28 protein-coding genes and 1 riboswitch are annotated in these 25925 nt (G+C 41.5%); of the genes, 17 read left to right on the top strand and 11 right to left on the bottom strand.

Annotated elements, in window-relative coordinates; all coding sequences use genetic code 11:
• Window positions 1-102: 102 nt before the first annotated feature.
• A complete protein-coding gene (locus AC1TO9_RS13325; protein ID WP_482056000.1) occupies window positions 103-552 on the bottom strand; it encodes a hypothetical protein in 450 nt (149 codons plus the stop codon).
• Complete coding sequence (locus tag AC1TO9_RS13320) at window positions 549-860, bottom strand: PadR family transcriptional regulator (RefSeq protein ID WP_482056001.1); 312 nt, start codon at window positions 858-860, stop codon at window positions 549-551. Before AC1TO9_RS13320 ends, AC1TO9_RS13325 begins: the two co-directional genes overlap by 4 nt.
• A 370-nt stretch (window positions 861-1230) precedes the next feature.
• Between AC1TO9_RS13320 and AC1TO9_RS13315 the strand changes: the two genes are divergently transcribed.
• The gene (locus tag AC1TO9_RS13315) at window positions 1231-1353 is read left to right on the top strand and encodes a hypothetical protein (protein ID WP_482056002.1); all 123 of its coding nucleotides are present in this window, start codon (window positions 1231-1233) and stop codon (window positions 1351-1353) included.
• Window positions 1354-1486: 133 nt separating this feature from the next.
• Here the strand turns inward: AC1TO9_RS13315 and AC1TO9_RS13310 are convergent, their stop codons facing one another.
• Window positions 1487-1981, bottom strand: a complete 495-nt coding sequence (locus tag AC1TO9_RS13310; protein ID WP_482059392.1) for a CcdC family protein — start codon at window positions 1979-1981, stop codon at window positions 1487-1489.
• 135 nt (window positions 1982-2116) lie between these two features.
• On the opposite strand from AC1TO9_RS13310, the gene AC1TO9_RS13305 reads away from it, so the two are divergent.
• The gene (locus tag AC1TO9_RS13305) at window positions 2117-2539 is read left to right on the top strand and encodes an Rrf2 family transcriptional regulator (protein WP_482056004.1); all 423 of its coding nucleotides are present in this window, start codon (window positions 2117-2119) and stop codon (window positions 2537-2539) included.
• 501 nt (window positions 2540-3040) lie between these two features.
• Here AC1TO9_RS13305 and AC1TO9_RS13300 read toward each other — a convergent pair.
• Window positions 3041-3967 carry an ArsR/SmtB family transcription factor gene (locus AC1TO9_RS13300; RefSeq protein ID WP_482059489.1) on the bottom strand — a complete coding sequence of 309 codons (927 nt, stop codon included), beginning with the start codon at window positions 3965-3967 and terminating at the stop codon, window positions 3041-3043.
• A gap of 364 nt (window positions 3968-4331) precedes the next feature.
• On the opposite strand from AC1TO9_RS13300, the gene AC1TO9_RS13295 reads away from it, so the two are divergent.
• The 4 genes from AC1TO9_RS13295 to AC1TO9_RS13280 all read left to right on the top strand — a co-directional run bounded on the left by AC1TO9_RS13295 (window position 4332) and on the right by AC1TO9_RS13280 (window position 7575).
• A complete protein-coding gene (locus AC1TO9_RS13295; RefSeq protein WP_482059488.1) occupies window positions 4332-5432 on the top strand; it encodes a sulfate ABC transporter substrate-binding protein in 1101 nt (366 codons plus the stop codon).
• 51 nt (window positions 5433-5483) lie between these two features.
• Window positions 5484-6317 carry a sulfate ABC transporter permease subunit CysT gene (cysT, locus tag AC1TO9_RS13290; RefSeq protein WP_482059391.1) on the top strand — a complete coding sequence of 278 codons (834 nt, stop codon included), beginning with the start codon at window positions 5484-5486 and terminating at the stop codon, window positions 6315-6317.
• Between the two features lie 45 nt (window positions 6318-6362).
• Window positions 6363-7226 (top strand): sulfate ABC transporter permease subunit CysW, encoded by an 864-nt coding sequence (cysW, locus tag AC1TO9_RS13285; protein WP_482056006.1) that lies wholly within the window; start codon window positions 6363-6365, stop codon window positions 7224-7226.
• A 124-nt stretch (window positions 7227-7350) separates the two neighbouring features.
• Window positions 7351-7575, top strand: a complete 225-nt coding sequence (locus AC1TO9_RS13280; protein WP_482056007.1) for a YezD family protein — start codon at window positions 7351-7353, stop codon at window positions 7573-7575.
• 144 nt (window positions 7576-7719) lie between these two features.
• Here AC1TO9_RS13280 and AC1TO9_RS13275 read toward each other — a convergent pair whose 3' ends face one another.
• Complete coding sequence (locus AC1TO9_RS13275) at window positions 7720-8583, bottom strand: hypothetical protein (RefSeq protein ID WP_482056008.1); 864 nt, start codon at window positions 8581-8583, stop codon at window positions 7720-7722.
• Window positions 8584-8909: 326 nt separating this feature from the next.
• On the opposite strand from AC1TO9_RS13275, the gene AC1TO9_RS13270 reads away from it, so the two are divergent.
• Together AC1TO9_RS13270 and AC1TO9_RS13265 are read left to right on the top strand one after the other, a co-directional pair.
• Window positions 8910-9551 carry an NAD(P)-dependent oxidoreductase gene (locus AC1TO9_RS13270; protein ID WP_482059390.1) on the top strand — a complete coding sequence of 214 codons (642 nt, stop codon included), beginning with the start codon at window positions 8910-8912 and terminating at the stop codon, window positions 9549-9551.
• 64 nt (window positions 9552-9615) lie between these two features.
• A complete protein-coding gene (locus AC1TO9_RS13265; protein ID WP_482059389.1) occupies window positions 9616-9915 on the top strand; it encodes an antibiotic biosynthesis monooxygenase family protein in 300 nt (99 codons plus the stop codon).
• A 98-nt stretch (window positions 9916-10013) separates the two neighbouring features.
• Here the strand turns inward: AC1TO9_RS13265 and serS are convergent, their stop codons facing one another.
• The gene (gene serS / locus AC1TO9_RS13260) at window positions 10014-11306 is read right to left on the bottom strand and encodes a serine--tRNA ligase (RefSeq protein ID WP_482059388.1); all 1293 of its coding nucleotides are present in this window, start codon (window positions 11304-11306) and stop codon (window positions 10014-10016) included.
• A 379-nt stretch (window positions 11307-11685) separates the two neighbouring features.
• Between serS and AC1TO9_RS13255 the strand changes: the two genes are divergently transcribed.
• The gene (locus AC1TO9_RS13255) at window positions 11686-12255 is read left to right on the top strand and encodes a hypothetical protein (protein WP_482059387.1); all 570 of its coding nucleotides are present in this window, start codon (window positions 11686-11688) and stop codon (window positions 12253-12255) included.
• 296 nt (window positions 12256-12551) lie between these two features.
• Here AC1TO9_RS13255 and AC1TO9_RS13250 read toward each other — a convergent pair whose 3' ends face one another.
• The 4 genes from AC1TO9_RS13250 to AC1TO9_RS13235 all read right to left on the bottom strand — a co-directional run bounded on the left by AC1TO9_RS13250 (window position 12552) and on the right by AC1TO9_RS13235 (window position 18939).
• Window positions 12552-13583 (bottom strand): ribonucleotide-diphosphate reductase subunit beta, encoded by a 1032-nt coding sequence (locus tag AC1TO9_RS13250; protein WP_482056013.1) that lies wholly within the window; start codon window positions 13581-13583, stop codon window positions 12552-12554.
• A gap of 504 nt (window positions 13584-14087) precedes the next feature.
• Entirely contained in the window at window positions 14088-16421 is a 2334-nt protein-coding gene (locus tag AC1TO9_RS13245) for a ribonucleoside-diphosphate reductase subunit alpha (protein WP_482056014.1), read from the bottom strand.
• 47 nt (window positions 16422-16468) lie between these two features.
• Window positions 16469-16969: an anaerobic ribonucleoside-triphosphate reductase activating protein gene (nrdG, locus tag AC1TO9_RS13240; RefSeq protein WP_482056015.1), complete on the bottom strand. Its 501-nt coding sequence runs from the start codon at window positions 16967-16969 to the stop codon at window positions 16469-16471.
• Entirely contained in the window at window positions 16966-18939 is a 1974-nt protein-coding gene (locus AC1TO9_RS13235) for an anaerobic ribonucleoside triphosphate reductase (RefSeq protein WP_482059386.1), read from the bottom strand. Before AC1TO9_RS13235 ends, nrdG begins: the two co-directional genes overlap by 4 nt.
• Before the next feature lie 37 nt (window positions 18940-18976).
• Window positions 18977-19240: riboswitch (cobalamin riboswitch) on the bottom strand.
• Window positions 19241-19460: 220 nt separating this feature from the next.
• Between AC1TO9_RS13235 and AC1TO9_RS13230 the strand changes: the two genes are divergently transcribed.
• The 4 genes from AC1TO9_RS13230 to AC1TO9_RS13215 all read left to right on the top strand — a co-directional run bounded on the left by AC1TO9_RS13230 (window position 19461) and on the right by AC1TO9_RS13215 (window position 22634).
• Window positions 19461-19763 carry an MTH1187 family thiamine-binding protein gene (locus AC1TO9_RS13230; RefSeq protein WP_482056017.1) on the top strand — a complete coding sequence of 101 codons (303 nt, stop codon included), beginning with the start codon at window positions 19461-19463 and terminating at the stop codon, window positions 19761-19763.
• A gap of 312 nt (window positions 19764-20075) precedes the next feature.
• Window positions 20076-21182 (top strand): glycosyltransferase, encoded by a 1107-nt coding sequence (locus AC1TO9_RS13225; RefSeq protein WP_482059385.1) that lies wholly within the window; start codon window positions 20076-20078, stop codon window positions 21180-21182.
• Complete coding sequence (locus tag AC1TO9_RS13220) at window positions 21169-21669, top strand: PIG-L family deacetylase (RefSeq protein WP_482059384.1); 501 nt, start codon at window positions 21169-21171, stop codon at window positions 21667-21669. The genes AC1TO9_RS13225 and AC1TO9_RS13220 overlap by 14 nt, the downstream gene beginning before the upstream one ends.
• A gap of 140 nt (window positions 21670-21809) precedes the next feature.
• Window positions 21810-22634, top strand: coding sequence for a hypothetical protein (locus AC1TO9_RS13215; RefSeq protein WP_482056020.1), 825 nt, complete (start codon window positions 21810-21812; stop codon window positions 22632-22634).
• A 92-nt stretch (window positions 22635-22726) separates the two neighbouring features.
• Here the strand turns inward: AC1TO9_RS13215 and AC1TO9_RS13210 are convergent, their stop codons facing one another.
• Window positions 22727-22933: a DUF1657 domain-containing protein gene (locus AC1TO9_RS13210; RefSeq protein ID WP_482056021.1), complete on the bottom strand. Its 207-nt coding sequence runs from the start codon at window positions 22931-22933 to the stop codon at window positions 22727-22729.
• A 166-nt stretch (window positions 22934-23099) separates the two neighbouring features.
• On the opposite strand from AC1TO9_RS13210, the gene AC1TO9_RS13205 reads away from it, so the two are divergent.
• From AC1TO9_RS13205 to spoVAE, 4 genes are read left to right on the top strand one after another with little or no spacing between them, the layout of a single operon-like run.
• The gene (locus tag AC1TO9_RS13205; RefSeq protein WP_482056022.1) at window positions 23100-23960 is read left to right on the top strand and encodes a DUF421 domain-containing protein; all 861 of its coding nucleotides are present in this window, start codon (window positions 23100-23102) and stop codon (window positions 23958-23960) included.
• Window positions 23961-23997: 37 nt separating this feature from the next.
• The gene (gene spoVAC, locus AC1TO9_RS13200; RefSeq protein WP_482056023.1) at window positions 23998-24477 is read left to right on the top strand and encodes a stage V sporulation protein AC; all 480 of its coding nucleotides are present in this window, start codon (window positions 23998-24000) and stop codon (window positions 24475-24477) included.
• Window position 24478: 1 nt separating this feature from the next.
• Complete coding sequence (spoVAD, locus tag AC1TO9_RS13195) at window positions 24479-25498, top strand: stage V sporulation protein AD (RefSeq protein ID WP_482056024.1); 1020 nt, start codon at window positions 24479-24481, stop codon at window positions 25496-25498.
• The gene (gene spoVAE, locus AC1TO9_RS13190) at window positions 25495-25845 is read left to right on the top strand and encodes a stage V sporulation protein AE (protein ID WP_482056025.1); all 351 of its coding nucleotides are present in this window, start codon (window positions 25495-25497) and stop codon (window positions 25843-25845) included. The genes spoVAD and spoVAE overlap by 4 nt, the downstream gene beginning before the upstream one ends.
• Window positions 25846-25925 lie beyond the last annotated feature (80 nt).

Raw genomic sequence — 25925 nt, 5'->3', positions numbered from 1 at the left:
ATGAAGAAATGCACCCCTTAGAATAGATAGTGGAGAAACCCTCAGGTTTAGCCGATAAAATTCTATGGAGTGCATTTCTATATGAGATTTTTTCGCATGAAATTATCCTTCTTTTTCGAACTTTAGTATGCCTTTTGGAAGAAATACGTCTTCTTGTTGTGCCGTCTTGATAACTCTAATAATTCCACGTGCTACTCCTAAGGTATAACCTAATACGATTCCTAATCCTACACCAATGAATAATACTGTTGGAGAAGATAATGTAGTGATATGTATCAAATTCTGCGAAATAAGATATCCTCCACCCATCCCTCCTAAAATGATAGCACCGAACACGAGAGTTCTTATCAATGGAGAACGGCTAAGTGCATTTTGTTTGCGATTCAATTGAATAACCTCCTCAACGAATAGTAGTAATCTTGTATCGAGTGCATTTAAGATGATGTCAGCCACATCTTTAAAAGAAAGATTTCTCTTCTCCAGAAGAAATAAGAATTCATCACCATAACGATCTCTCCACTTTTTCGGATATAGCTTCAACAGAAAATTCACGCTAATCCCAACCTTTTGAATCCTAGTGTTGAAACGGTCTGTAGTTCGTGTAATCTCTCTTTTAAGAACTCTCTACCTAACTCCGTAATACAATAGGGCTGAGTTCTATCACTGGTAGGAACGGCCTCAATTAAGCCCATCTTTTCCATTCTGCTAATGGCTCCATATAAAGTGCCTGGTCCAATACTGACATTATAGGAGGTCTTGATATCTTCCATGATGGCGTAACCATGCATATTGTTCTCCGCTACACTAATCAGAATGAATAGGGTAGGTTCTGAAAAGCGACCTAAAGATTTGACACTCACATTAACCATCTCCTGTTATTACGTTTGGCGGTATATCGTACAACGTAATAATAACTCATGTATATAATAACGTCAACTATATTATTCAATCATTTTAACAAACCGCCCAACGAATGACGTTGGACGGTTTGTTTTAAATTATTAAGAAAGTATAAGTTATTTGGAGGACGGTCTACTCTAACCTTTATGATATTTAAAAGTCTATCTATTTTTGCAGAGAGTGGCGATGTTAGAGTGACGATGTTAGAGTGACGAACAATGCTTCGTGATGAAGGTAGTGAAGGTGAGACAAGAATAGATGCATAAACTACATTTAATTAGAAGGGAAAGTAGGAAATGAAGGAATTAGTTGTAAAAACTACAGTTAAAAATGGCGATAACGGTGAAAAGTGAGGATTCCAGTAATCTAGATGTACTCCATGCAACTAAAGTTAGCTTCAGAGGAATTGGCTTGAATTTAGATGTATTTAATGTACCTAATAGTGAATGGTGAAGGCGATTATTGGTGTTGTAGCTCCTACCTGTTAGAGATACAATGTACCACTGGCATAGGAAATGTAAACATCCTCACTATATGAAATCTTTAACTAAGGGCGCCGATCGGCGTTTTTCTTGATAGCGTTATTTTATTCAACAGGTTCGCTTAACTGGGTTAAATTTTTGTATTCTTTCACCATAAATACACGCCAACGCACGATCATTCCAAAAGCTAAGATGAAGAATATGGCGCCGGTCTGTGGAATGGTAACGTATTGTTCAATAATTTGGTGCAGGAACATACGAATCGTGAGCATTCCAAGTAAGATGAAAGTGAAGCTTCGAGATTGATCAGAGTAGATCTGACCATCCATGATTTTGAAACGAGTGCTGCGGATAAGTGGGTAGGAGAACACAAACCAACCGATCACAAAAGATATAGCAGCCCATAGCAGGGGAATATGCGTAAAAGGTGCAACGAACATGAGAAATCCCGTAGACATCCCAAGGGGTGGTATAATAATCTTTCTCATTGTGATAGGTGAACTGCTTGCTTTGGATCGAATGAATATAGCGAGTAGCGCAATAACAGCAGCTCCCAGAGTTGTTCCAAGCTGAAGAAGTGAGGGACTAATATTGAACAATTTGAGAACCCCTCCAATTAATTTATAAGTATGTTTATTATATCATAAGGATAACTATTTTCAATTTGAAATGAATAGGAAGCTTGACAACTATAACTGTTATGCATACAATTACAGATGATAGGGAGCGATGAAATGAATAGTGAGTTTAATATTGCCGTCCATTGTTTAACCCTTCTTAGCTTAAGGAAAGATCAGATGGCTAATAGTGATGTCATTGCTAAGAGTGTATGTACTCATCCAGCACGTGTTCGCAAAGTACTTGGTTTGCTTCGGAAGCAAGGGTATGTAACGACGAAGGAAGGTGTTGGCGGTGGGTATCTGTTGAACATTGACAGTGCTGAGGTAACCCTTGGAGATCTGTATCGTCTACTTGCTCGTGGTTCACTGCAACCGAGTTGGTGTTCTGGAGGAGGGGAATCACCCTGCGTAGTATCTGAACACATTCAGGATATTATGGATCGAATTTATAGTGGTGGAGAATCGGCGCTAGAGCGTCATTACGATAAGATCACATTATTAGATGTAACGCGAGATATTCAATCGGTGACTAAATGATGAAATTCATAGTTATGACTTAGATAAGTCCTGCAAATCCGCAGGGCTATTTTTGTACATGAAATAATTCATATTGAATACATAGGAATAATGGCACTATTTTTAGATCATCATCGTCATCATTTTAATAGAATAGGACGGTGGATCAAATGAAGGAAATCCCAGAAGCCTATGTAAAAGTGAATCAGACCGGTATCGTACTTTGTATTATATTAACAGCTGTGCTTAATCCTATTTAGGTCGCAGATTAATTTCACTAAACATTAACTTCAGTACATAAATATTTCACCACCTGATCCATCCATATTCCATGAAACATCTTAAATTCCGCTGAAACGGGTATCGTCTTTGAAAAAAGACGGCATAGCCGTTTCTACTTGGTAGGTGAAAGAAAATTAGGTGTTCTGAGAACGCTTGGCGAAGGGACCGTCCCTACAAGCGCTGTGGTCTCCAAATAGCAGGTCAAGGATAATCCCACGAAGAACAATAGGTGGGACAGAACTATGCTTGAGTCTGTTGAGTTTCCTGCGTGTAATAGAGCTTGAATAGAATATCCTGATTGTAGTTACCGAATCCTGTACCGAACAGTGTGACACCGCCGATATGTTGAGCATCGTCAAGCACAGCAATGCGGAAGGACCATTGCTTATTTTCGATAGATAACTGATCTAGCTTCACATTGGAAATGAGGTGACCATCCATGAAGGTACCTTCATGTGTTACTCTAAGGCGCTTTAGAAGGCCATATTGGTTAACAACACTTGGCCACCATGTAGGTGTATGCTTACCGGGCTTATCTCCGTAATCTCCAGGGCTTGTCCAGCTACCAAGGAGAGTATCATTTAAATAAAAAGATAGGTCAGAAGGCCAATTATCATTCGTAAAGGGAGCCTCAGAGGATACTTCCAATGAAATTTCAAGCTCTTCTGGTTTTTGACTTGCGAGTAGGAAATTAGGTGCTTTATACTCGATGAAGCCCTGTCCGAACCATAATATTTTGGCGTGTACCCGTTCCGGATCTAAGAAATAGCGAGGCTCGTCAAATTCGCCTATGATATGATCTACAGTGGCTAGACCGCATGTAGGTGCAACATTGAAATCGGTATAGTGCCCTACAGACACAACTGTTTGATGGAATTCACGAACTTGATCTAGTGGTAAAGGCATCATAATTTCTAATTTGTCAGTAGCCAGTGAGCATATCTTCTGCACACCACCCTTACCAGGGACCATACGAGTCGAGATCAACTTAGCCTTTTCCAATTTTTTAACGTGCATAGTCATAATAGCACTACTAAGTCCTAGTGCTTCTGCTAACTCACGAATGTTCATATGTTGTTTGGCTAACAATTGAATCATATTTAATCTGACCTTACTTGCTAAAGCTTCATAGACAGGCAGAGAGTTCTCCGATATATCCAATTCCATCATAACTTCCAACCTCCATTCATTTATATATAATTGATTAACATATATATAAATATTATACACTGACAAATCGAAACTTAACAATTACATGTTTTATAACTTTTGGATATTGTTTCCTGAATTGTGGAGGTTAATAAAAAAGGATTGACACATGAGTCTATCCTCATTACAATATGATCATACCATACTAAACAGGTAGGAATAATAAAATATCGTTTCTTACCGTACAGACGGAGGAAATCACTTTCAAGGCTGCAATCACGGTTCAATGTGACCGGAATGACAGCATGTATAGGTGATATTCCTCTGTCTATTTTGTGTTCCTATTTGTAGAAGGTAGAGAAGAATAATGGGAGTGATAATGATGAAGAAAACGTTGAAACCAGGGATGGTAATGGGACTACTACTACTACTACTACTGATGACTGTGGTGATAGCTGCATGTGGTAATAATACGACGAAGACAGATAATGCTGCAGCTCCAACTACTACGAATACACTGAAGACAGAAGAGGTAGAAAAATTGAAGGATGTAGAACTCCTGAACGTATCCTATGATCCAACACGTGAGTTATACGAAAGTTACAATAAAGCATTCGCCACCTATTGGGAGAAGGAACAGGGACAGAAGGTAACTATTAAGCAGTCACATGGCGGTTCAGGGAAACAAAGTAGAGCGGTTATTGATGGATTAGAAGCAGATGTGGTCACTTTAGCATTGGGATATGACATTGACGCTCTTCAAAAAGATGGTGTAATTAACGAAGGCTGGGAAAGTAAGTTCGAGCTGAATAGTTCACCTTATACTTCAACGATTGTGTTCTTAGTGAAAAAGGGAAATCCTAAAGATATTAAGGAATGGTCGGATTTAATCAAGGATGGTGTGGAAGTAATAACGCCTAACCCTAAGACTTCAGGTGGAGCACGCTGGAATTACCTTGCCGCATGGGGGTACGCTTTGCGTGAGAATGGAAATGATGAGGTCAAAGCGCAACAATTCGTCAAAAATCTATTCAAGAATGTTCCTGTATTAGATACTGGTGCACGCGGATCAACAACGACATTTGTAGAACGTGGTATAGGTGATGTATTGCTTGCATGGGAGAACGAAGCTATTCTGTCAGTAAAAGAACTAGGTCCTGATAAGTTTGATATTGTGTATCCTTCCGTAAGTATTCTGGCTGAACCTCCAGTTGCTGTGGTCGATAAAGTGGTTGATAAACGGGGAACTCGAGAAGTGGCAGAGGCCTACTTGCAATATTTGTACACAGAGGAAGGGCAGATAATCGCCGCTGAGAACTATTACCGTCCTACACTCGATAGTGTGAAAGAGAAATATAAAGATAACTTTCCTAATGTTGAATTATTCACTTTAAAAGATGTGTTCGGAACATGGGAAGAAACCCAGGAGAAGCATTTCAATGACGGAGGCGTATTTGATCAAATATACGTGCCTGGTAAATAGCTTGAAGCTGAACAACCTCATAAAGTCGAAGGTAAGGAAAGGAACATAGAAATGAGTCATGTTAAAAGGTCTCAGCGTAAAGTCATTCCCGGATTTGGACTGACTATGGGGTTTAGCGTTTTTTATCTTAGTATGGTGGTGCTTATCCCTTTAGCCGCGCTACTCTTTAACTCTACGGGGCTCACTTGGGATAAATTCTGGCAGGTAGCGACTGATCCCCGTGTATTAGCATCTTATCGAATTAGTTTCACGACTGCGGCAGTAGCTGCACTACTGGATGCTATACTTGGCTTGCTTCTAGCATGGGTGTTGGTACGATACGAATTTCCTGGTAAATCCGTGTTCGATGCCCTCATTGATCTTCCCTTTGCATTGCCTACAGCAGTAGCAGGTGTATCTCTAACCGCTCTATATTCGCAGAATGGATGGATAGGTTCGTACTTAGAGCCTTTAGGGTTAAAAGTAGCGTTTACTCCCGTAGGGATCACTCTAGCACTGATGTTTATTGGTATTCCTTTCGTGGTTCGTACCGTGCAGCCCGTGCTTGAGGATATGGAAAAAGATGCTGAAGAAGCAGCGGCAACATTGGGTGCGGGACGTTTACGTACATTCTGCACAGTATTATTGCCCCATTTGTTACCGCCGCTACTGACTGGCTTTGCTTTAGTTTTTGCACGGGGGATAGGGGAATATGGTTCGGTCGTATTTATCTCTGGAAATATGCCTATGAGAACGGAAATTGCCCCGCTTCTGATCATGTCAAAGCTCGAGCAGTATGATTATGCTGGTGCTACCGCGGTCGCTATACTTTTATTGCTTATTTCATTCTTATTGCTATTGATGATTAATACATTACAACGTTGGGTGCGGCGGACCTCCCGCTGAATAAGAGAGAAATAGTCACTAATTTGATAAAAGGAGGGTGGGATCATGGTGGGAATTGCACCCGTAATCGCTACACCTACTGTAAAAGGGATCACCTCTCCGGCAACAACCGAAGCGGGTTGGGTTAAATGGCTTCTGATCATTTCGGCAGGATTGGTATTAATATGGTTAATTGTATTGCCACTTGTTATGGTACTAACAGAAGCTTTGAAAAAGGGATGGTCGGTCTATGCAGCCGCACTTACGGACCCAGATGCGATGTCTGCTTTAAGGCTCACATTGGTTGTTGCATTGATTACTGTACCATTGAATACCGTGTTTGGCGTTGTTGCTGCATGGGCAGTAACGAAGTTTAAATTTCGAGGCAAGGGGCTTTTAATAACGTTGATTGATCTTCCATTTGCTGTTTCACCTGTTATAGGGGGATTGATCTACGTCTTGGTATTTGGCGCGCATGGCTGGTTCGGACCGTGGCTTAGCGCTCATGATATCAAAGTTATATTTGCTGTACCTGGCATTGTCTTGGCGACACTATTCGTAACTTTTCCCTTTGTGGCTAGAGAACTAATTCCACTTATGGAGGATCAAGGACAACAGGAAGAAGAGGCTGCTGTTACATTGGGTGCAGGAGGATGGACGATCTTTTTCAAAGTGACGTTGCCTAATATTAAATGGGGGCTGCTCTATGGAATTATACTGTGTAATGCTAGAGCGATGGGAGAATTCGGTGCCGTCTCGGTTGTTTCGGGACATATTCGCGGAGAGACGAATACGTTGCCGCTACATGTTGAAATTCTGTACAATGAATATCAATTCTCTGCCTCATTTGCAGTCGCATCATTATTGCTTCTATTAGCTATGGTGACGTTACTATTGAAGGGATGGTTTTCCCGGAAGAATGTCTATTGACAACACTTTACAGCCCATGATAAAGTTAATTCACACTAAACAGGTTGGATAAGAATGATATTAAATTCAAATGAATATAAGTAATAATTATGTATTTTCACTACCCTGGGGAGGAGGCAACACGATGGCAAAACCACTTCAAATCGATGAGGTATGGCTGGGACGTATTACGGAACTGCTGAATGATATGGAATTCGGATCACTCCAGATCGTAGTGCATGAAGGACAGATCGTACAGATGGAACGAACGGAACGAAAGCGCTTTGAGAATAAGCCCTCAGGGGTTGTCAGAACTAGTACTGTTCATCGTCAAGGTTCTCGGCACCCTAGAAAATCTAGTTCTAGCTAAAGGATACTTGAAGATAAGGTTCTAAACAACCTCCTTAAGATAATAGCCCCGTTGTCGAAGGCGAAAGCTTCCTAGTTATAGAAGCGTTCGAACGGCAACGGGGCTATTTAAGATTGTTCAAGATAATGGGATTCGTAGGATCAGTTATTCACCCTTCGATCGTGATTCAACTTCAATGACAAGATCACGACCAGCGTAGGGTCTGTCCCTGCGGGTGCGTGTTGTGGTAAGGCTAAAACCTGCCACATAGAGGATCCCCTGTGCAGCAACAATATAAAGTGCTGAATTCAATCCAAACAGGTGAAATAAGGTAGCTGCAGAGATCAATATATACAGAATGGTATGGACAATAACATTTGTCTTTCGTCGAGTATACATGAACACGAGGTAAAGGGAAGCTGTTGCTACAAGGCAAGAGATAAAGCGGGCCCATGCATTAACGATATCCCAGGGCGAGGAGTCCCAGCTTGATAATTTGGAGAGAGTATCTGAAAGCTGTAAGCTCCACAATAGAATAGCAACCACGGTCATAAAAGGAAGAGCGGGCTTCAATAATATCCAGAAGCTAAAGCCCCAGCTCGGACGTTCCCATTTACGTAAGAGAGTGCTTTGTTCCTCAATCCGTCGATTGACCTCGCGCACCCAAGTTTTATAAAGCATTGATAAACGAGACTGATCTCGCTCTCTTATGTAAGCATCCATCTGTTCTTGGAGATTGCTTGTAAGTAGTGGTGCTGCCTTACATTCTTCCAGTAGAAATATCAGATGACTTATTTCCTCATGGCTAGGATTCTCACGCTCCATCATTTCTCCAAGAGGACCGGTTACACGGCTATACAACAACAAAGATTGTTGTAGTCGTTCTAATTGTTCTTTGCCTGCCATTCTTAAATGTAGAGCTGTACGTATATACATCCATATAAATAGAATAATAGCTATACCAGCAGCTATCATGGCTTCAATTGAATTTGAGAAAGTATTAATGATTTCCTTAACCGTAAGGGACAACTTGATTCCCCCTTCATTATTCTATATTCACTATTACACAAGAACATTGATATTACAAGGCGATGAAGGCTCTAGTTGAGAGTTTATATTCTCTATAACCTAAGTCTATTCTACGAGCCGATCATGACTTCTATACAATATATATAACCTATTTATGGGCATTTGTGAATATGGAGAGCTGATGTAAAGAGGTGTAACCTCGCTCCCAAAGTGGTAAGATAATAGGATGAATCTTAAGATAGGTGTTCGAAAGAGAACCTTTTGAACAACCACTTAAAATAGATGGCTCGTAGTATGGCCTGATTAATAGTAGGAAGAAGGAATATATGATGAATTCAAAAGTGGTGTTGTTCGGAGCCAATGGGACAATAGGACAGCTTATTATGAAAGAAGCGCTTGATCGCGGATATGAAGTTACTGCTGTGGTACGAGATCGTACGCTGCTGACAGAGTTATATGAGAATCTACATGTAGTAGAAGGAAACGTGATGGATTGTGATGATGTTACAGCTATTTGTGAAGGACATCAGGCTGTCATCAGCGCATTTGGTCCTGTACGTGGAGAGGAAGATGGATTAGTGAAAGTGGCTCATTCACTACTTGAGGGTGTGCGTCGTTCGGGTGTATCCAGACTTCTTGTAGTAGGTGAAGCAGGAAGCCTCAAGGTTGCATCGGGTATCCAGTGGATGAATACGGAAGAATATCCTGTAGAATCGAAACCGTTAGCCATTGCCCATGAGCAGGCTTATGAAATATATAGTAATTCTGACGTGGACTGGACGTATTGTAGCCCTCCGGCTCATATGACTTATGGACGCCGCGTCGGTCAATTTAGAATTGGTATGGACATGCTTATTCTGGATGAAGGCGATAGAAGTTCTATCTCCGCAGCAGATTATGCTGTAGCGTTGATTGATGAGCTAGAAGATCCTTATTTCGTGCGTGCTCGATTTACAGTGGCATACTAAGGAGTCACGATAATGATAGGTTTAATTCATGCAACATAGTTAATGGAATAAAGGTGGCTACGAAATGATACTTGAATCAGCTGTGTTGCATATAAAGCCAGGGTTAGCAGGAGACTTCGAATATAATTTTCGACAAGCCTCTAAGATTATCTCACGTATGAAGGGATACATCCATCATGAATTGCAGAAATGTATGGAGCAAGACAATAAGTACATTCTGTTAGTACGCTGGGAAACCCTAGAAGACCATACGGTTGGATTTAGAGAATCTGCGGAGTATCAGGATTGGAAAAGCCTATTACATCATTTCTATGATCCGTTCCCAGTAGTGGAGCATTATATCGATATTGATTTAGACAAGTAGAAACGGCTATGCCGTCCTTTTTTCAAGAAGGTTATTGCTTTCTTATATTTTTAGAAAATAGCTTCTTTAGACTTAGAAAAGTCTAAAGAAGCTATTATTTATGTGATGTCATGTTTGGGGATTAGTCTATCCAAGCCACCCATGTATGGGCGCAGTGCCTTGGGAATATAAATAGAGCCATCCTCTAGTTGATGATTCTCCAACAGTGGAATTAGAATACGCGGTGATGCAACGGCTGTATTGTTTAGCGTGTGGCAAAATTGTAGCTTCCCATCGGCATCTCGGTATCTTATATTTGAACGACGAGCCTGGAAATCTAATACATTGGAAGATGAATGCGTCTCCCCGTAGGCTTGACGGCTGGGCATCCATGTCTCGATATCATATTGCTTATACGTTTTTTGCGACATATCTCCTGTGCATACCGACATCACCCGATAAGGAAGCTCTAATAATTGAAGAATTTCCTCTGCATGACCTGTAATTTCCTGCAATATTCGCTCCGATACTTCAGCATTATTTTCACAGAGCACGACTTGCTCCACTTTGGCGAACTGATGCACTCGGTATAGACCTCGAACATCTCGCCCTGCTGATCCAATCTCTTTGCGGAAGCAGGCCGACATACCAGCAAGTTTGATCGGTTCTGTCACATCAATGATCTCATCGCTATAATACGATACTAACGATACTTCAGAAGTTCCTACTAACCACTTATCTTCGCCTGAGATCTCAAACGTCTGATCCTGTCCCGTTGGGAAGAAACCTGTCTTTGTAAGTGCTTCGGGCCGAACCATCACTGGAACGTCCATCGCTGTGAATCCATATGACGTAAGTAGGTCCAATGCCAAACGCTGAACGGCTAAATGTAAATATAGACCTGCGCCCTTGAGGAAATAATTCCGGCTCCCAGCAGTCTTCACACCCCGTGGAATATCAATAAGATCATGGAGTTCTCCTAATTGAACGTGATCTTGTGTCTGAAAGGAGAATGATGGTGGAGTTCCGACTTGTCTTATCTCCATATTGTCGCTATCATCTCTGCCGACGGGTGTGTCAGGAGAGACGATGTTAGGTACTAACGTCATCCGTTCTTCACATTGTTGAGCGGCATGAGTTAATTCAGATTCAATTACACTCAACTGCTTATTGATCTCTTTTACTTGTTCTTTAAGAGGTTCAGAATCTGGCTGCCTTCCTTGTTGCATAGCTGTAGCGACAGCTTGAGTCAGTCGGTTACGATGAGCTCTTAGATCTTCAGTCTGCTTCAATAGATCGCGTCTCTTCTGATCCCAGTACAGTAAATCGGTGACCGAAAGTTCGATTCTTTTCTGTTCGGCTGTTCGTTGGACCAAGTCCGGATTGTCCCGGATAAATCGGATGTCTAACATGTCTCACGAGCTCCTTTGTTAGTAAAATGCACAAAAACGCCCTCATCCTTTGGGACGAGGAGCGTCTGCTCGCGGTGCCACCCAACTTGATCGAATCTGTCTATGACAGTATTCGATCCTCTTTTGGTTCCGCGGTAACGGTCGGATGCCGGTTAACTTAGGGAGAGGAAATACGTTCTCCGGTCGCTAACGCCTCACAGTTGGATGCTGATCATAGGCGCAATATCACTGTTCAATTCTTTGTGGATTAGTATAGCCTATCCGAGGAATAAGTACAATATGCATTCTGCCATGCATGCCATATGCGAAGTTCCTTTTGTCTAAAATTGGGTAACCAAATCGATTTCCATACGTTAGTGTAAGAGAGGAGGGATTTATTATGAAGAAAAAGACCAAAGTGATGACAAAGGCGATCATCGCGGGTTCAGTTATACTAACCTGTTCTCTATTATTAATGGCTTCAGGCTGTTCACCAGAAAGTGATGAGACGGCTGCGATAAACGTAGGTAAGAGTTTAAAAATGATGCAATACCAGGTTAAAGTTGTGGATATCGAAACGGAGACAGAAGATATGTTGGAGGCAATAGAGGCAAAATTGAAGGTAGAAGAAGCATTCAAGCCATTATTGACAGAAAGGGGATACGAAGGTTTCGTAGCCAACAGACAAAGCGCAATAGCTTCACAGTATGCAAGTAGGAATATGGTTAATATGCAAGTGAAACAAATTCAATTCGAAAATATGAAACAAGATAATATGGAAAAGGATACATTCTCCTTTAGCTATAGCATAGATATTGAAATAAGCCCCTCAGAACTAACTTCGTCCCGTGGCCATAGTGTAATCACCAAAACAGGACATATGACAGTCGTGAAAGAGGATAACCAATGGAAAGTATTAAAAGACCTAGACAAGGGGTTCTTCGAGGATGAATTAATGATAGATGAATGAAAATATAATGGTGTGTGTAATCACGTAAGTATTCTAACGGAAGCAGAAGACCTTATTGGGCTGAAAACAGTACTTTTGAATTTCTAAGGGAACTGAGTGACCTTATATGGCCATTTCCTCTGGATGTAGGTCGTTTATTTGCATATAGAGGCGTGTATTTCCGTTAGAATTTCATAGAGGCGTTGTTTCACGAAATAGTGTCTGTGGGTGCCGTTAGAAATCCAATTATAAAAGAAGAGGATGGGTATGGAGCATAAGCCCCTTCCCACCCTCGCTAGTTACTATAATCATACTTATTACAGATCGTCAAACCCGTTATCGTCGCCCACTTTACCGTAGTTACGAGATTTAGCTTCGAAGAAATCCGTCTTCGTTGAATTCAGAGCGTCATCAGAGAAAGGCTTAATCCAAGGCATACAGTTCACATCAACACCTTCATAAGCTTTGTCCATCCCCATTAAAGTAAGACGCTTATTCGCTGTATATTTGATGTAATCCTCCAATTCATTCAAGTCAATTCCACGAATATTGCTAAGAGTATAATGTGCCCAATTGATCTCCAATTGAACAGCTTCGTCAATCGTTTTGTATACATAAGCGATGTTCTCTTTCGTGTTAAGCTCTGGGAAATCAAGAAGAAGTTGCTTGAACACCTCAGCAAAGAAATAGCAATGCTGATTCTCATCACGTTGAATATAAGAGATCATTTGGCTAGTACCCATCATCTTCTGATCGCGAGCCAAGTTATAGAAGAAAGCAAACGTACTATAGAAGAAGATACCTTCCAAAATCAAATCCGCAACCATAGCGTGGAAGAACGTTTGTGGAGACTGCTCATCCCGGAAGGTTTGATAAATATTTGAAATAAAACGATTGCGTTCTAGAAGAACCGGATCATGCTTCCAATACTCAAAAATCTCCTTCTGCTCTTGATCAGAAACAATCGAAGAAAGAACATACGAATAAGATTGGTTATGGACAACTTCTTGTTGAGCAATAATAGCTGAGATCGCTTCTAATGAGGAATCAGTAAAATATCTTTTTACATCCCCGACAAACATCGTCTGCATAGAATCCAATACAGCAAGTAATGAAATATTAATCTTGAATACGCGTTGCTCTTCAGGATCCAATCCTGCAAACTGCTGTGCATCCTTAGACATCGGAATTTCATCGGCAATCCAGTGATTTAACAATAGGACCTTATATAATTTATACATATGAGGCATACGAATATCGTTCCAGTTCAGAATACCCGAGCATTCACCTTGAATAATTTTTGTAGATTGGTTTGGTGCTTCCGTGTTGAAAATTTGTTGCAATTTCATTTCTATTACTCCTTTTATTAAAAGTACTTTTAATCTTCCGTATTTGCGTAGCAAACAGGTGCAGAGAAAGTTACTTCTGCATTTTCTTGGGGTTATGCCCTTCCGCATTTGCGGAGCAAACAGGACATGTAGCTCGCGAAGCCAGAGCTACTCACTCGCATTTGTTTTAGGTTATGCCCTTCCGCATTTGCGGAGCAAACAGGACATGTAGCTCGCGAAGCCAGAGCTACTCACTCGCATTTGTTTTGGGTTATGCCCTTCCGCATTTGCGGAGCAAACAGGACATGTAGCTCGCGAAGCCAGAGCTACTTCACTTCACTCGTAGTGGAGCGGGTCCCCACCGCATTCGCGAAGCGAACAGGGAGGACGATAAGCGCTCCTAGCACGAAACGTTCCTCACAGATAAGCACCCCATCCTCTCACTCCGCCAAAGAGTTTCGGGTGTCCAGAGGGCAGAGCCCTTGGGGCCCTCCCTTGGAAGGGAGGGTGGGGTGGGATCGAAGGTTATGACGAGCAGCTCTCACATTCATCAATCGTCAACGCCCGGCTACGTACATAGTAAGTTGTTTTCATGCCGGAACTCCAAGCATGAAGATGCAGCGATAGGAAATCGGTCGCTTTAATGTCAGGACGAACGTACAGATTGAAGCTTTGGCCTTGATCCACATGACGTTGGCGGGCAGCCGCCATATTGATGGACCAATGTTGGTCTAGATTAAACGCTGTTTTATAGAACCAGATCGTCTTATCAGATAGATCCGGTGCTGGGTTAGCAATCTTATACGTTGTTTTCTCTTCATAAGATAGCAATTCATACAATGGATCGATGCTGGCTGTGGAGCCGGCGATAATGGAAGTGGAACCATTAGGTGCAATAGCGAACATCCAAGCGTTCCGTACACCATTCTGTTGCACCTCTTGTTGCAGTTCCTGCCACTGTGAAGTCGTTACGTACTTACCTTCACGTTGGCCATCTGTGTAGCCACGTTGTGTAAAGTACTGACCACTTTCCCAATCAGAGCCCTTAAACTTCGGATACTGACCTTTTTCCTTGGAAAGTTCCATACTTGAACGAACGAGCAGGTAGTTGATTTTCTCATAAAGATTATCATTATAAGTGACAGCCTCATCGGATTCCCAACGAATACCTTCGAGAGCTAATAGATGATGAAGTCCGAAAGTTCCTAAGCCGATGGCGCGATATTGACTATTCGTATATTGAGCTTGAAGCACTTCAATATTGTTAATATCGATGACATTATCAAGCATCCGTACTTGAATAGGAACGAGTCGATCTAGCACACCCGCTGGAACAGCGCGAGCCAAGTGAATGGAGTTCAAGTTACACACGACGAAATCACCAGGGATTTTCGAGATAATAATTCTCGTTTGTCCGTCTTTGGTAACGAGTTCTTCCTTTTCCACAACGGTTGCTGATTGGTTCTGCATAATTTCCGTACACAGGTTAGAGGAATAGACCATACCATGTGCACTATTCGGGTTAGCCCGGTTGACTGTATCACGGTAGAACATATATGGCGTACCTGTCTCAAGCTGCGACTTCATGACACGCTTCATAATATCGATCGCTGGAACGGTAATACGAGACAACACAGGATGATCAACGGCTTCGGCATATTTATCACTGAAGGAACCTTGACCAAGCGTTTCGTCATAGAAATCTTCAAGTCCAAGTGGACGACCGTTGCTATCTTTCCAGCCCATAACCTTTTTGACTTCATGAGGACAGAATAGATTCCACATCCCACGATTCTCTACAGCACTCATGAATAGGTCAGGAATACAAATGCCGTGGAATACGTCATGTGCTCTCATACGCTCGTCACCATTATTTAATTTGAGATCAAGGAACGCGAGAATATCTTTATGGAACACATCGATATAGACTGCAATGGCACCTTTACGTGTACCTAATTGGTCTACGCTAACGGCGGTATTGTTGAGCTGACGGATCCAAGGGATGACACCTGAACTCGTATTTTTATGTCCACGAATATCTGAACCACGGGCACGTACTTTGCCGAGATAGACACCGATTCCACCGCCCATTTTACTAAGACGAGCCGTATCGGTGTTAGAATCGAAGATGCCTTCCAAAGAGTCATCAACGGTGTCGATGAAGCAACTGGAGAGTTGTCCAGCAACTTTCTTGCCAGCATTAGACAACGTCGGGGTAGCTGCGGTCATATATAAATTACTCATCGCCCAATAGGACTCCTTCACAAGCTCCATGCGTCTCTCAGCAGGCTCTTTATGCATAAGGAACATAGCGATGATCATGTAACGTTCTTGTGGAAGCTCCATAATATGTCCATCGAAATCTGTCGTAAGGTAGCGCTCTGTAAGCGTTAAAAGACCGATGTAATCGAATAAAAGATCACGTTTATAATCAATGAGTTCACCAAGTTCTTGGATCTGCTCTTTCGTATAGTATTCAAGTAATTCTTCTCTGTATATACCTTTGTGTACCAAATCTGTGATCAGTGGGTAAAGCGCACCATAAGGCTCATCGGCATACGATTTATAACGGCGGTGATGAGCAGCTTTTTTATATAAAGTAGTAAGTAAAGAACGAGCTGCAGCAAACTTCCAGTTAGGTTCCTCTTTCGTAACTAACTCTAATGCAGACATGGTAAAGGCGTTACTAATATCTTCTCCTGTAACTTCATCACGGCGAAGCTTGGATAATACACCGCGGATCAATTGATCCTTATTAAGCATGTCCAATCCTTCAAGAAGGCGATCAGTATAGATGGAGAGACGCTTCTCATCAAAAGCGAGCTGGCGGTTATTCGGTTTTACTACGAAATGTGGCATGAATGTCTTCCTTTCAACATGAGTATTTCAATTTGTGATATTTAAATTTACAACAGTATGGCATCGTTGTAAATCAAACTTGCCTGAATGTCTATAATACGCTGATTTGAACTCCCACGGAAGGGGAGACTGGTATTCTTTAAAGATTGTACAAAAGGACCATCGATGACGACTTGGCATTTCTGAAGCAGACGGTACTCTGCCGAATGAACGGAGGCCATGAGATCCTCATATATATAGCCGGTATAGATCCATACAGAGAAGTTAGGGAGGCTTAGTCGGACCTTATCAATGAAATCAGCCGCCTCATCAGCTGAGAAGAAAGGATCTCCCCCAGCAAGCGTCAATCCTTCAAGTAAGGGGTTATTAGCCATGTCATTGATAATTTCTTGTTGACGCTGTTCCGTAAAAGGTTCTCCGTAGTTGAAATTCCACGTTGCCGGATTGAAACAACCTGGACAGCGGTGACGGCAACCACTAAGAAAGATGACGGCCCGCAGGCCATCACCTTCGTTAATGGATTCAGGATAGTAGCCACAAATATTCATCGATGTTTGACCCGATCTCGTACCTCAGCTTGCTTAGCAGCATTAAAGCGCGTCTGATAATCACCTGTTAGGTAACCGGTCACTCGCCGTAGACGGTACATGGGTACGTCGGATTCGAGTGTTCCACACTGTGGGCACGTATCCCCGATAATACCTTCGTAATGGCAAGAACCACAACGATCAATAGGATGGTTAATGCTGAAATAGCCAATATTTTGTGATAATGCAAACTGAACTATTTTGAGAAAGGCAGTTTGATTACTACGCACATTTCCATCTAATTCAATATAAGAGATAGCTCCTGCATTGCACAATTCATGAAAAGGAGCCTCAAGCGAAATTTTACGCGCAGCTGGCAGATTATAATATACCGGTACATGAAAAGAATTAGTATAATATTCGCGGTCTGTTACACCGGGAATGGAACCGAATATTTCTCGATCCTTTTTCGTGAACTTACCCGATAGACCTTCAGCTGGTGTAGCCATCAATGTAATGTTAAGATCATACTCGTCACTCTTCCGATCACAGTAACGACGCATGGAGGAGATAAGTTCCAAAGCTTTGGCATAGACTACATCACTTTCAGCATGATGTTTACCGTACATGGCCTTCATACATTCACCTAGACCGATGAAGCCTATAGATAAGCTACCATGTTTCAAGATTTGTTCTACCTTGTCGTCAGGACCTAGTAGTTCTCCACCTTCCCAGACTCCTTCGCGCATCATAAAGTCTGAAGCTTTGGCAGGCTGTCGGGCTTGGATTTTGTAACGGTGTAATAGTCCATGTAGTGCGATATCCAGGAAGTGGTTGAGATCTTGTTGGAACCCCTCCTCATTAGGCGTGATATTACCATTAACTACACCGTGTTTGATACCTAATTTAACAAGATTAATCGTATTGAAGGATAAGTTCCCTTTACCGGATAGACGATTGCGACCATGTCGATCGGCAAGAACACGAGTACGACAACCCATCGTAGCGAATTCAGTATTGGCATCTGTTGGATCATAATACTGTAAGTTGAAGGGAGCATCTATGTTGGCGAAATTAGGATATAACCGTTTGGATGAGCATTCTACGGCCTTCAAGAAAAGATCATAGTTAGCATCCCCTGGTGATTGATTGATACCACGCTTACATTTGAAGATTTGAATGGGGAAGACAGGTGTTTCGCCACTTCCAAGTCCATTCATAGTTGCACTAAGCAAGCTATCAATGATCATTTGGCCTTCAAGTGAGGTGCATGTCCCATAATTGATGCTAGTGAAGGGGATCTGACCTCCAGCACGGCTGGACATCGTATTTAGGTTATGGATTAAGCTCTCAGCAGCTTGAAGGCATTCTGTCCTAGTTTCTTGCATAGCAAAAGAATAAGAACGTGGATGAGAGTTAGGTAACGATAAGTTACCTAGATGGATGTTACACTCTTCGACCACAGAAGTCTCATTAAAGTAGTGTACCCCTTTTTGAAAATGCTTCGCAAATGACTTGGCGACATATGGAGCTAAATCATGATCCAGTTTGCTCCCGGAAACGCCGCCGTATTGAGAATTTTGCTGACATTGAAATATTATCGCAACTAATGCCATCGCAGTTGAAATGGATTGTGGTGTGCGAACACTACCACTGCCAGTGCTGAAGCCCCGTGCTAGGAGTTTGTCGAATGGAATGAAGATGCAATTCGTGCTACCCACCGCATATTGATCAAGATCATGTACATATAAATCATTGTGATCCACGGCAGCCATGAGTTGTTTGGGGATTATGTAATATCTTGCGTACCATTTAGCATATTCACTGCCGAATTTTCCTATTTTTCCTGAAAAGCTTTCGCCATTTAGATTGGCATTCTCACGTAGCATTTCCACGTTGAGACTCTCTGTAATATCGTGTCCAAGACCTGATACCTCATGTAGCATTTTCTCTTCCAAGGAGAAGCTACTTCTAGGTTCCATAAGTACCATGATTATATTCCACCTTTCCTATTTCACCGTAGGATGTATTGTGTATGTCGAACAGGCAGGTCTCCTGACTTCCCAAGCAAACGAATTCGTGCTTCATATGTAGATGAAGTTCGTTTATTCAGCAACTAGCGCCTTCCCATAAACTTATGCTCACAGTGGCAATGGCTGTGCCTATTCGACTGCGATATGCAGCTCGAATCTTGGGTTACAGTGGCGGGACCGTGATGGAATTGCACCATACTTCCCTTTTAAGATCCGGATTTGATATAGTAGCCGAATCACCTGTTTTCACTATATTTAGTGTCGCTATATAAATCTAACTCAATATATGGTGTTTGTAAACATGTATTAATGAAATATTCTATGAAAAAAATCATGAAAACCCTGCCAAGCCTTCTATGACTTGCGTTTGGGGGAGGAATAAATATTTATGTTATCTTGTGAGTTCAAAAATCCAGATTTTGCGAAAAAAATACGAAATAGCTACAATAGATTAAGAAGTGTAAGAGGAGGAAATAAACATGGCGATTGCAGAAGTAACAGTTATCCCGATAGGGACGCAAACAACAAGTCTAAGTGCTTACGTTGCAGATATGCAGCGAGTTCTGAAAGATCAGCAGGGAATAACGTATCAATTAACATCGATGAGTACGATTATTGAAGGGCCTCTTGAATTCGTATGGAGTGCTATTGCCGCTTTGCATGAATCACCATTTCTATCGGGGGCAGAGAGAGTCTCTACGTCTGTTAAACTGGATGATCGTCGGGATAAGACTTCCTCTAGTGCACAGAAAATACAGTCGGTTCAAGAAAAATTAAAGTAATCTCAAATCTGCCAAAGAGTGACCATTGCTTTTTGGTAGATTAGAGTTATAATCCATGTGACGCGGATTCTCATAACTGAGAATTCGCGTTTTTTTGCTAGAGTAGAAAGTATAACCTTTCTGTACCATGACAAGAAAGACGCATCTAACCCATGCTAATAACCCTTTAACTAAAGACACGGACTGGCGATTTTCATATGTGAAAACGTATCTTTTAAGAGATTAGTTAAAAGCCGTTTCGAATCTTGTTTTTTACCATTTAATAATACAAGAATATAAAAGAAGATTTTCAAAATGAATGGGGTGAAGAAGTTGAATGATAAAGATGTAAGAGTGCTTATGATTTTGGATACCTTTGACATAGGTGGAACAGAGACGCATGTTCTTTCTCTTACAAGAGAATTATTAAAACAAGGAGTGACAGTTTTTGTAGCAGGGAACTCAGGGCCTTTGGAAAGTAAATTTAGAATGCTGTCATGTGAAGTCTATAATTATACAAAAAATAAGGAAGAATTTGTTGAATGGATACGAATCAATGAAATAAACTTGATCCACGCCCATTTAGAGAAAAGTGCCAAATATGCAGTACAGTTATCTCGGAAGTTAAATATTCCGTTGATTTATACGATTCACGGAACTTACTACGAAAACTCGATATTGCTCGAGGCAATCAATAAATGCTCAATTAAACCTACTTTTATTAGTGTCAGTAAACCTGTTAAGAAGTGGTTGGAGAAGAAAGGCATATATTCGATCCATGTCCCTAATGGGATTGATATGAATGAATTTACTGTAAAGAAATCAGATCTTAAGGAAGAATTAAATATCCCTAAAAAATCTAGAGTTTTACTGTACGCTAGTAGACTGGAAGATGAGAAATATGAGATATGCAAATTGTTGTTAAAGGCATGTGATAATAAATTGTTTAAAAAGTTTCCAGATATGCATCTTCTTATTGCCGGTGACGGTATGAAGACCGAAAAAATAAAAACGCGTATTAACGAAACAATCAAATCAAATCGTATCCAGTATATAGGGAATCGATTGGATATGCCTGATTTGTATTCAATAAGTAATTATGTTGTGGGAACTGGAAGAGTTGCTTTGGAAGCCATATTTTGTGAGAGACCAGTAATAGCGATTGGTGCAGCTGGAACCTTCGGATTGGTAACATTAGATAATTTTGATAAGGCCTTGCAGTATTACTTTTGTGATCATAAAATGCTTCTTCCCTTGAACCAAGATAATATTACAAACGCTGTAAAAGATGCATTGCTCTTGGGAAACAAGAACTTACTTGGTAGCAACGTACTGAGACAACAGGCCGAACAAATATTTGAAATTTCCGTTGTATCCAATGATATATGCAAAATATATAAGAAAAGAATAAGGAAGGAGGAGGGCTATGACTTACAATAAGTTAATGATTGTTGCACATCCGGATGATGAAACTATTTTTGGCGGAGCTCAGCTGATACAAGAAAAGGGATGGAAGGTCATTTGTGTGACAAACGGTGATAACAAGGTAAGGTGCAAGGAATTCAAAAAAGTAATGAAAGAGGTAGGTGCAGAGTATGAAATATGGCAATATGAGGATAAATGGGGCGGTGATTTTGACCAGTCTCGTTTAAAGTCAGATTTGGAAGAGATGTTAGCAAGGCAACCATTCAACAAAGTTGTAACTCATAACCTAGAGGGAGAATATGGTCACACGCAGCATCAAGTCTTATCGAAACTACTTCATGAATTAATAGACAAAAATATATATGTATTTCATACTTCAAATATAAAATTAGATGACGAGATATTAAAGAAGAAAAGAAAAATACTCAAATACTTTAAGAGTCAGGATATCAAATGGTTGAAGAAATATATTCAGTTTGAAGAAATTAAGAAAGTACGCTAAGGAAAGAATTCGCTAGAATTCACACAGAATATCTCCCCGCCTCAAGTCCAGTATTTCACTAGTCCGCGGACTAGTGCTAATATTTCCCTAATATTGTATGATAAATAAATCAGAACACTGAATTGGAGGAGTTACTTTATATGCGCGGAAAACATAGGTCAATCATGATGGTGGCAGTCGTTTCGATAATAATACTGGCTGGATGCACCAATAAATTTGAGGATTCGATCTCGGATTGGACTGAGGAATTAAAGAAAGATGGTATTCAGAAGGAGATATCTCTCACACAAGAGATAGGTTCTGCCTCGGATCTGTTGCTGGAAAATGAGGTTGGAAGCATCGAGGTAACAGCGACCACGGGTGATCAGATGACGGTGACCGCAACGTTCTCATTTCCTAACAAGTCATCACGCGAATCTAAATACCAGGAAATCCTTGATCAGGCTGAAATCTCCGTAGTTACACGTGGAGAGCAAATGGAGATTAGCACACACCCTAAGGGGAACGTGAAGATGGATATGTGGAAATGGATAAAGAAGGAATATGGGTTCTCAGATTTCAGCATCGATTATAAGGTGGAACTTCCGGATTCAGTGAATCACTTCAAGATCGAAACAAATGTGGGTCAAATTAAACTCGATCATTTGCAGGGGACCTATGATGTTCGTAATGATGTTGGCACGATTCATATCGAAGGTGCTCATATTCAAGGGAAATCTAAGATAACGTCAAATGTTGGTAGTCTTCAATTTGGGATTAATCAAATGGACAGCAAGAGTAGTCTCACAGCAAAGACGGATGTTGGGAGTATCAAGGCAACACTCGCAGAGGAACTTCAAAGTAGTTTACAAGTGAGCAGCGAGGTCGGTCGAGTAATTGGAGTACCCAAAGGAAAAAGTGATCTGAATGGCGGTGGACCATTAATATCTCTGACCTCCGATGTGGGATCTATTACGGTAGAGTAGGCGACATATATTACAAAAAGAGACCACTGGAAATAGGCATTTTTATGCCATTACCAGTGGTCTCTTTTGATTCGAAAATTTCGGGTTTTATTTTAAAATCCTTTATATTGAGGCTCTTCATTCTCTAATTGCTGCACACGCGTTTCTACCTGTTGAACGATTTGTTGCGTTTGTTCAGCCGCGTTAGTAAACGTTGTTTTTGCTTCTTGATTTTGCGTTTCTATTGCAAATTGTTCAAGACTGGCTTGAGCCCCTTTTAAAGAGGCAAGGCATGTTTTTACTTGAGCACCAACGGTCATCTAAGTTCACCTCTTTTAATTACACGTATTTTGTTATAAAGCAACGAACATAATATATCCGTCTTGAGTTAAGGCTATACTTCGCATCAGAAAATAAGTTGTATTCGGTTAAAAGAGGACATTTGGGGACATCTTACTTGTATCAACCTTTGGGAGGTAAGTCCATATGCAGGATTGGATGTTAGTTACTATACGTACGATCTTAACGCTTGTCGTTCTTTTTCTTATGACGAAGCTTCTTGGGAAGAGACAAGTGTCTCAGCTGTCTCTGTTTGAATACATAACGGGAATTACGATCGGAAGCCTTGCAGCAACAATACCGATTGAAGTTGATGGAACCTGGCATTTGGGCCTCATATCGATGTTAGTGTGGGTCGCTTGTTCTTTGGGGATCGAATTTTTAACGATAAAGAGTAAAAAGGCTAGGGATATTATAGATAGTAAAGGAACAATCCTCATAAAGGACGGTAAAATTCTCGAGGATAATTTGAAGAAGGAACGACTTACTTTGGATGAATTAATGGAACAACTGAGAAGCAAGAATGTGTTCAGGGTGGCAGATGCCGAATTTGCTGTGATGGAGCCGAGTGGAGAGGTCAATGTTCTATCAGTGAAAGAAAATCAGCCCATTACACCGAGTTCACTGGGCATTACAGTAGCGCCAGAACAAGAGCCGCAAACTGTTGTCATGGACGGGAATATTATGGATGAGCCACTTGCTACCATCGGATTAAACCGCGAATGGTTAGATGTAGAGTTGGAGAAAATAGGTGTGGCAGTCGAGAATATATTTCTTGCTCAGGTTGATTCTTATGGACAGTTATTCGTGGATTTGTTCGATGATCAGATTATTGTACCCAAACCGCAGAACAAGGCAACCTTATATGCGACATTGAAGAAATGTGAAGCTGATCTAGAAATGTTCGGCCTATCGACTAACAATAAGCAGGTAAAGCAAATGTATGAGCAATGCTCAGTTGAACTAGAAAAGGTCATCGACAACGTTAGGCCAGTACTCACTCGTTAACGGCATCATGATCATTTGAATAATGGAGGTTATGCCCATGGCAAACAATAAAAAGAAAAATTTAACCCCTACGCAACAGGAATACCAGGAATTAGCTCTGAAAGTTCAACCGCGAAGACCCGTTATTAAAAATTGCATACGTGCGTTTATTGCAGGTGGAACCATTTGTCTGATCGGGCAAGCGGTTCAGGAAATGTTTGTTCATTGGGCAGGTTTTACGGAGAAAACAGCGGCAGATCCTACAGTTGCGGTCATGATTCTCATATCTGTTATATTGACCAGTTTTGGTGTATACGACAAAATCGCGCAATGGGCAGGGGCTGGTTCTGCGGTACCTGTTACAGGATTTGCGAACTCGATGGCTTCTGCAGCGATTGAGCACCGAAGTGAGGGAATTGTCTTAGGTGTGGGTGGTCAGATGTTTAAACTTGCGGGTCCAGTTATCGTATTCGGTACGGTCGCTGCTTTCGTTGTTGGAATTTTGACATGGCTATTTCAAGGTGGGGGAGGATCATAACATGTTAAAGGGACATCAAAGCTGGGTGTTTGAGAATAAGCCAGTTATTCTTGGAAAAGCGACGGTTGTGGGACCATTTGAAGGAAGAGGACCGCTGTCTAAGGATTTCGACATTGTACATGGTGATTCTATGTTGGAGGAAGAGAGTTGGGAAAAGGCTGAGAAAGTGTTGATTGAAGAAGCGGCTAAATTGGCTATTGAGAATGCCGGATTAACGAAGGAACAAGTACAGTTTTATGTTGGTGGTGATTTGATGAATCAGATTATAAGTAGCAGCTTTGCGGCACGAACATTATCGATTCCTTACTTGGGTGTGTTCGGTGCTTGTTCCACATCCATGGAGAGTCTGGCTATCGCTTCGATGATCGTGAATTCTGGAAACGGTCAATACGCTCTTGCTGGAACTTGTAGTCATAATGCAAGCGTTGAGAAGCAGTTCCGCTACCCGACGGAATATGGATCGCAGAAACCACCAACGGCTCAATACACGGTAACGGGAGCGGGCGCCGTGATCGTATCGGCCGTCGGAGATGGACCAGTCGTTACTTCTGCAACCATTGGTAGGGTTATCGATATGGGGATCACAGATCCGTTTAATATGGGAGCGGCTATGGCTCCTGCTGCAGTAGATACGATGGAGGCACATTTCCGTGATTTGAATATTGAGCCAGGTCATTACGATCTAATCGTAACAGGCGATCTATCCAAGGTAGGCTATGAAATCGCCTGCAAATTGTTGGAGAAGCATAATATCCCAATTCACCAAACGGAGTATAAAGACTGCGGGATGATGATTTATGATTATGACACACAAATGGTTCAATCCGGAGCAAGCGGCTGCGGTTGTTCGGCAGTTGTTACCTACGGACATTTACTTAATCGTATGCGCAAAGGGGAGCTTAAGCGGATTCTCGTTGTTGCAACGGGGGCGTTACTTTCCCCGCTTAGCTTTCAACAAGGGGAGAGTATTCCTTGTATCGCTCACGCAGTATCCATCGAAGCCGGGGGGAGTATATCATGATATTTCTATGGGCATTTCTGGTTGGAGGCGCTATATGTGTGTTTGGACAAATATGTTTCGATGTGTTTAAGCTGGATCCTGCACATACGATGACCTTACTTGTGGTAATGGGCGCGGTCTTAGATGGATTGGGATGGTACGAGCCGCTAATTAGTTTTGCTGGAGCAGGAGCTTCGGTCCCGATTACGAGTTTTGGTAATGCACTGGTGCATGGAGCACTAACGGAATTGAAGGAGGATGGAGTAATCGGTATTATAACCGGGATATTTAAAGTGACTAGTGCCGGGATATCAGCCGCGATTATATTCTCCTTCTTAGCCGCTTTATTTGTCAAACCGAAAGGATGATATCTCTTAGCCTATACATTTCTATTAACGCTGTGCTATCCGGGTCGTATAGAGTCTTCTTATCACAGCGTTTTGATAAA

This window comes from Paenibacillus sp. Y916, from assembly GCF_056786435.1.
The sequence above is the reverse complement of the archived record's forward strand: the minus strand, read 5'-3'. Positions and strand labels throughout refer to the sequence as shown.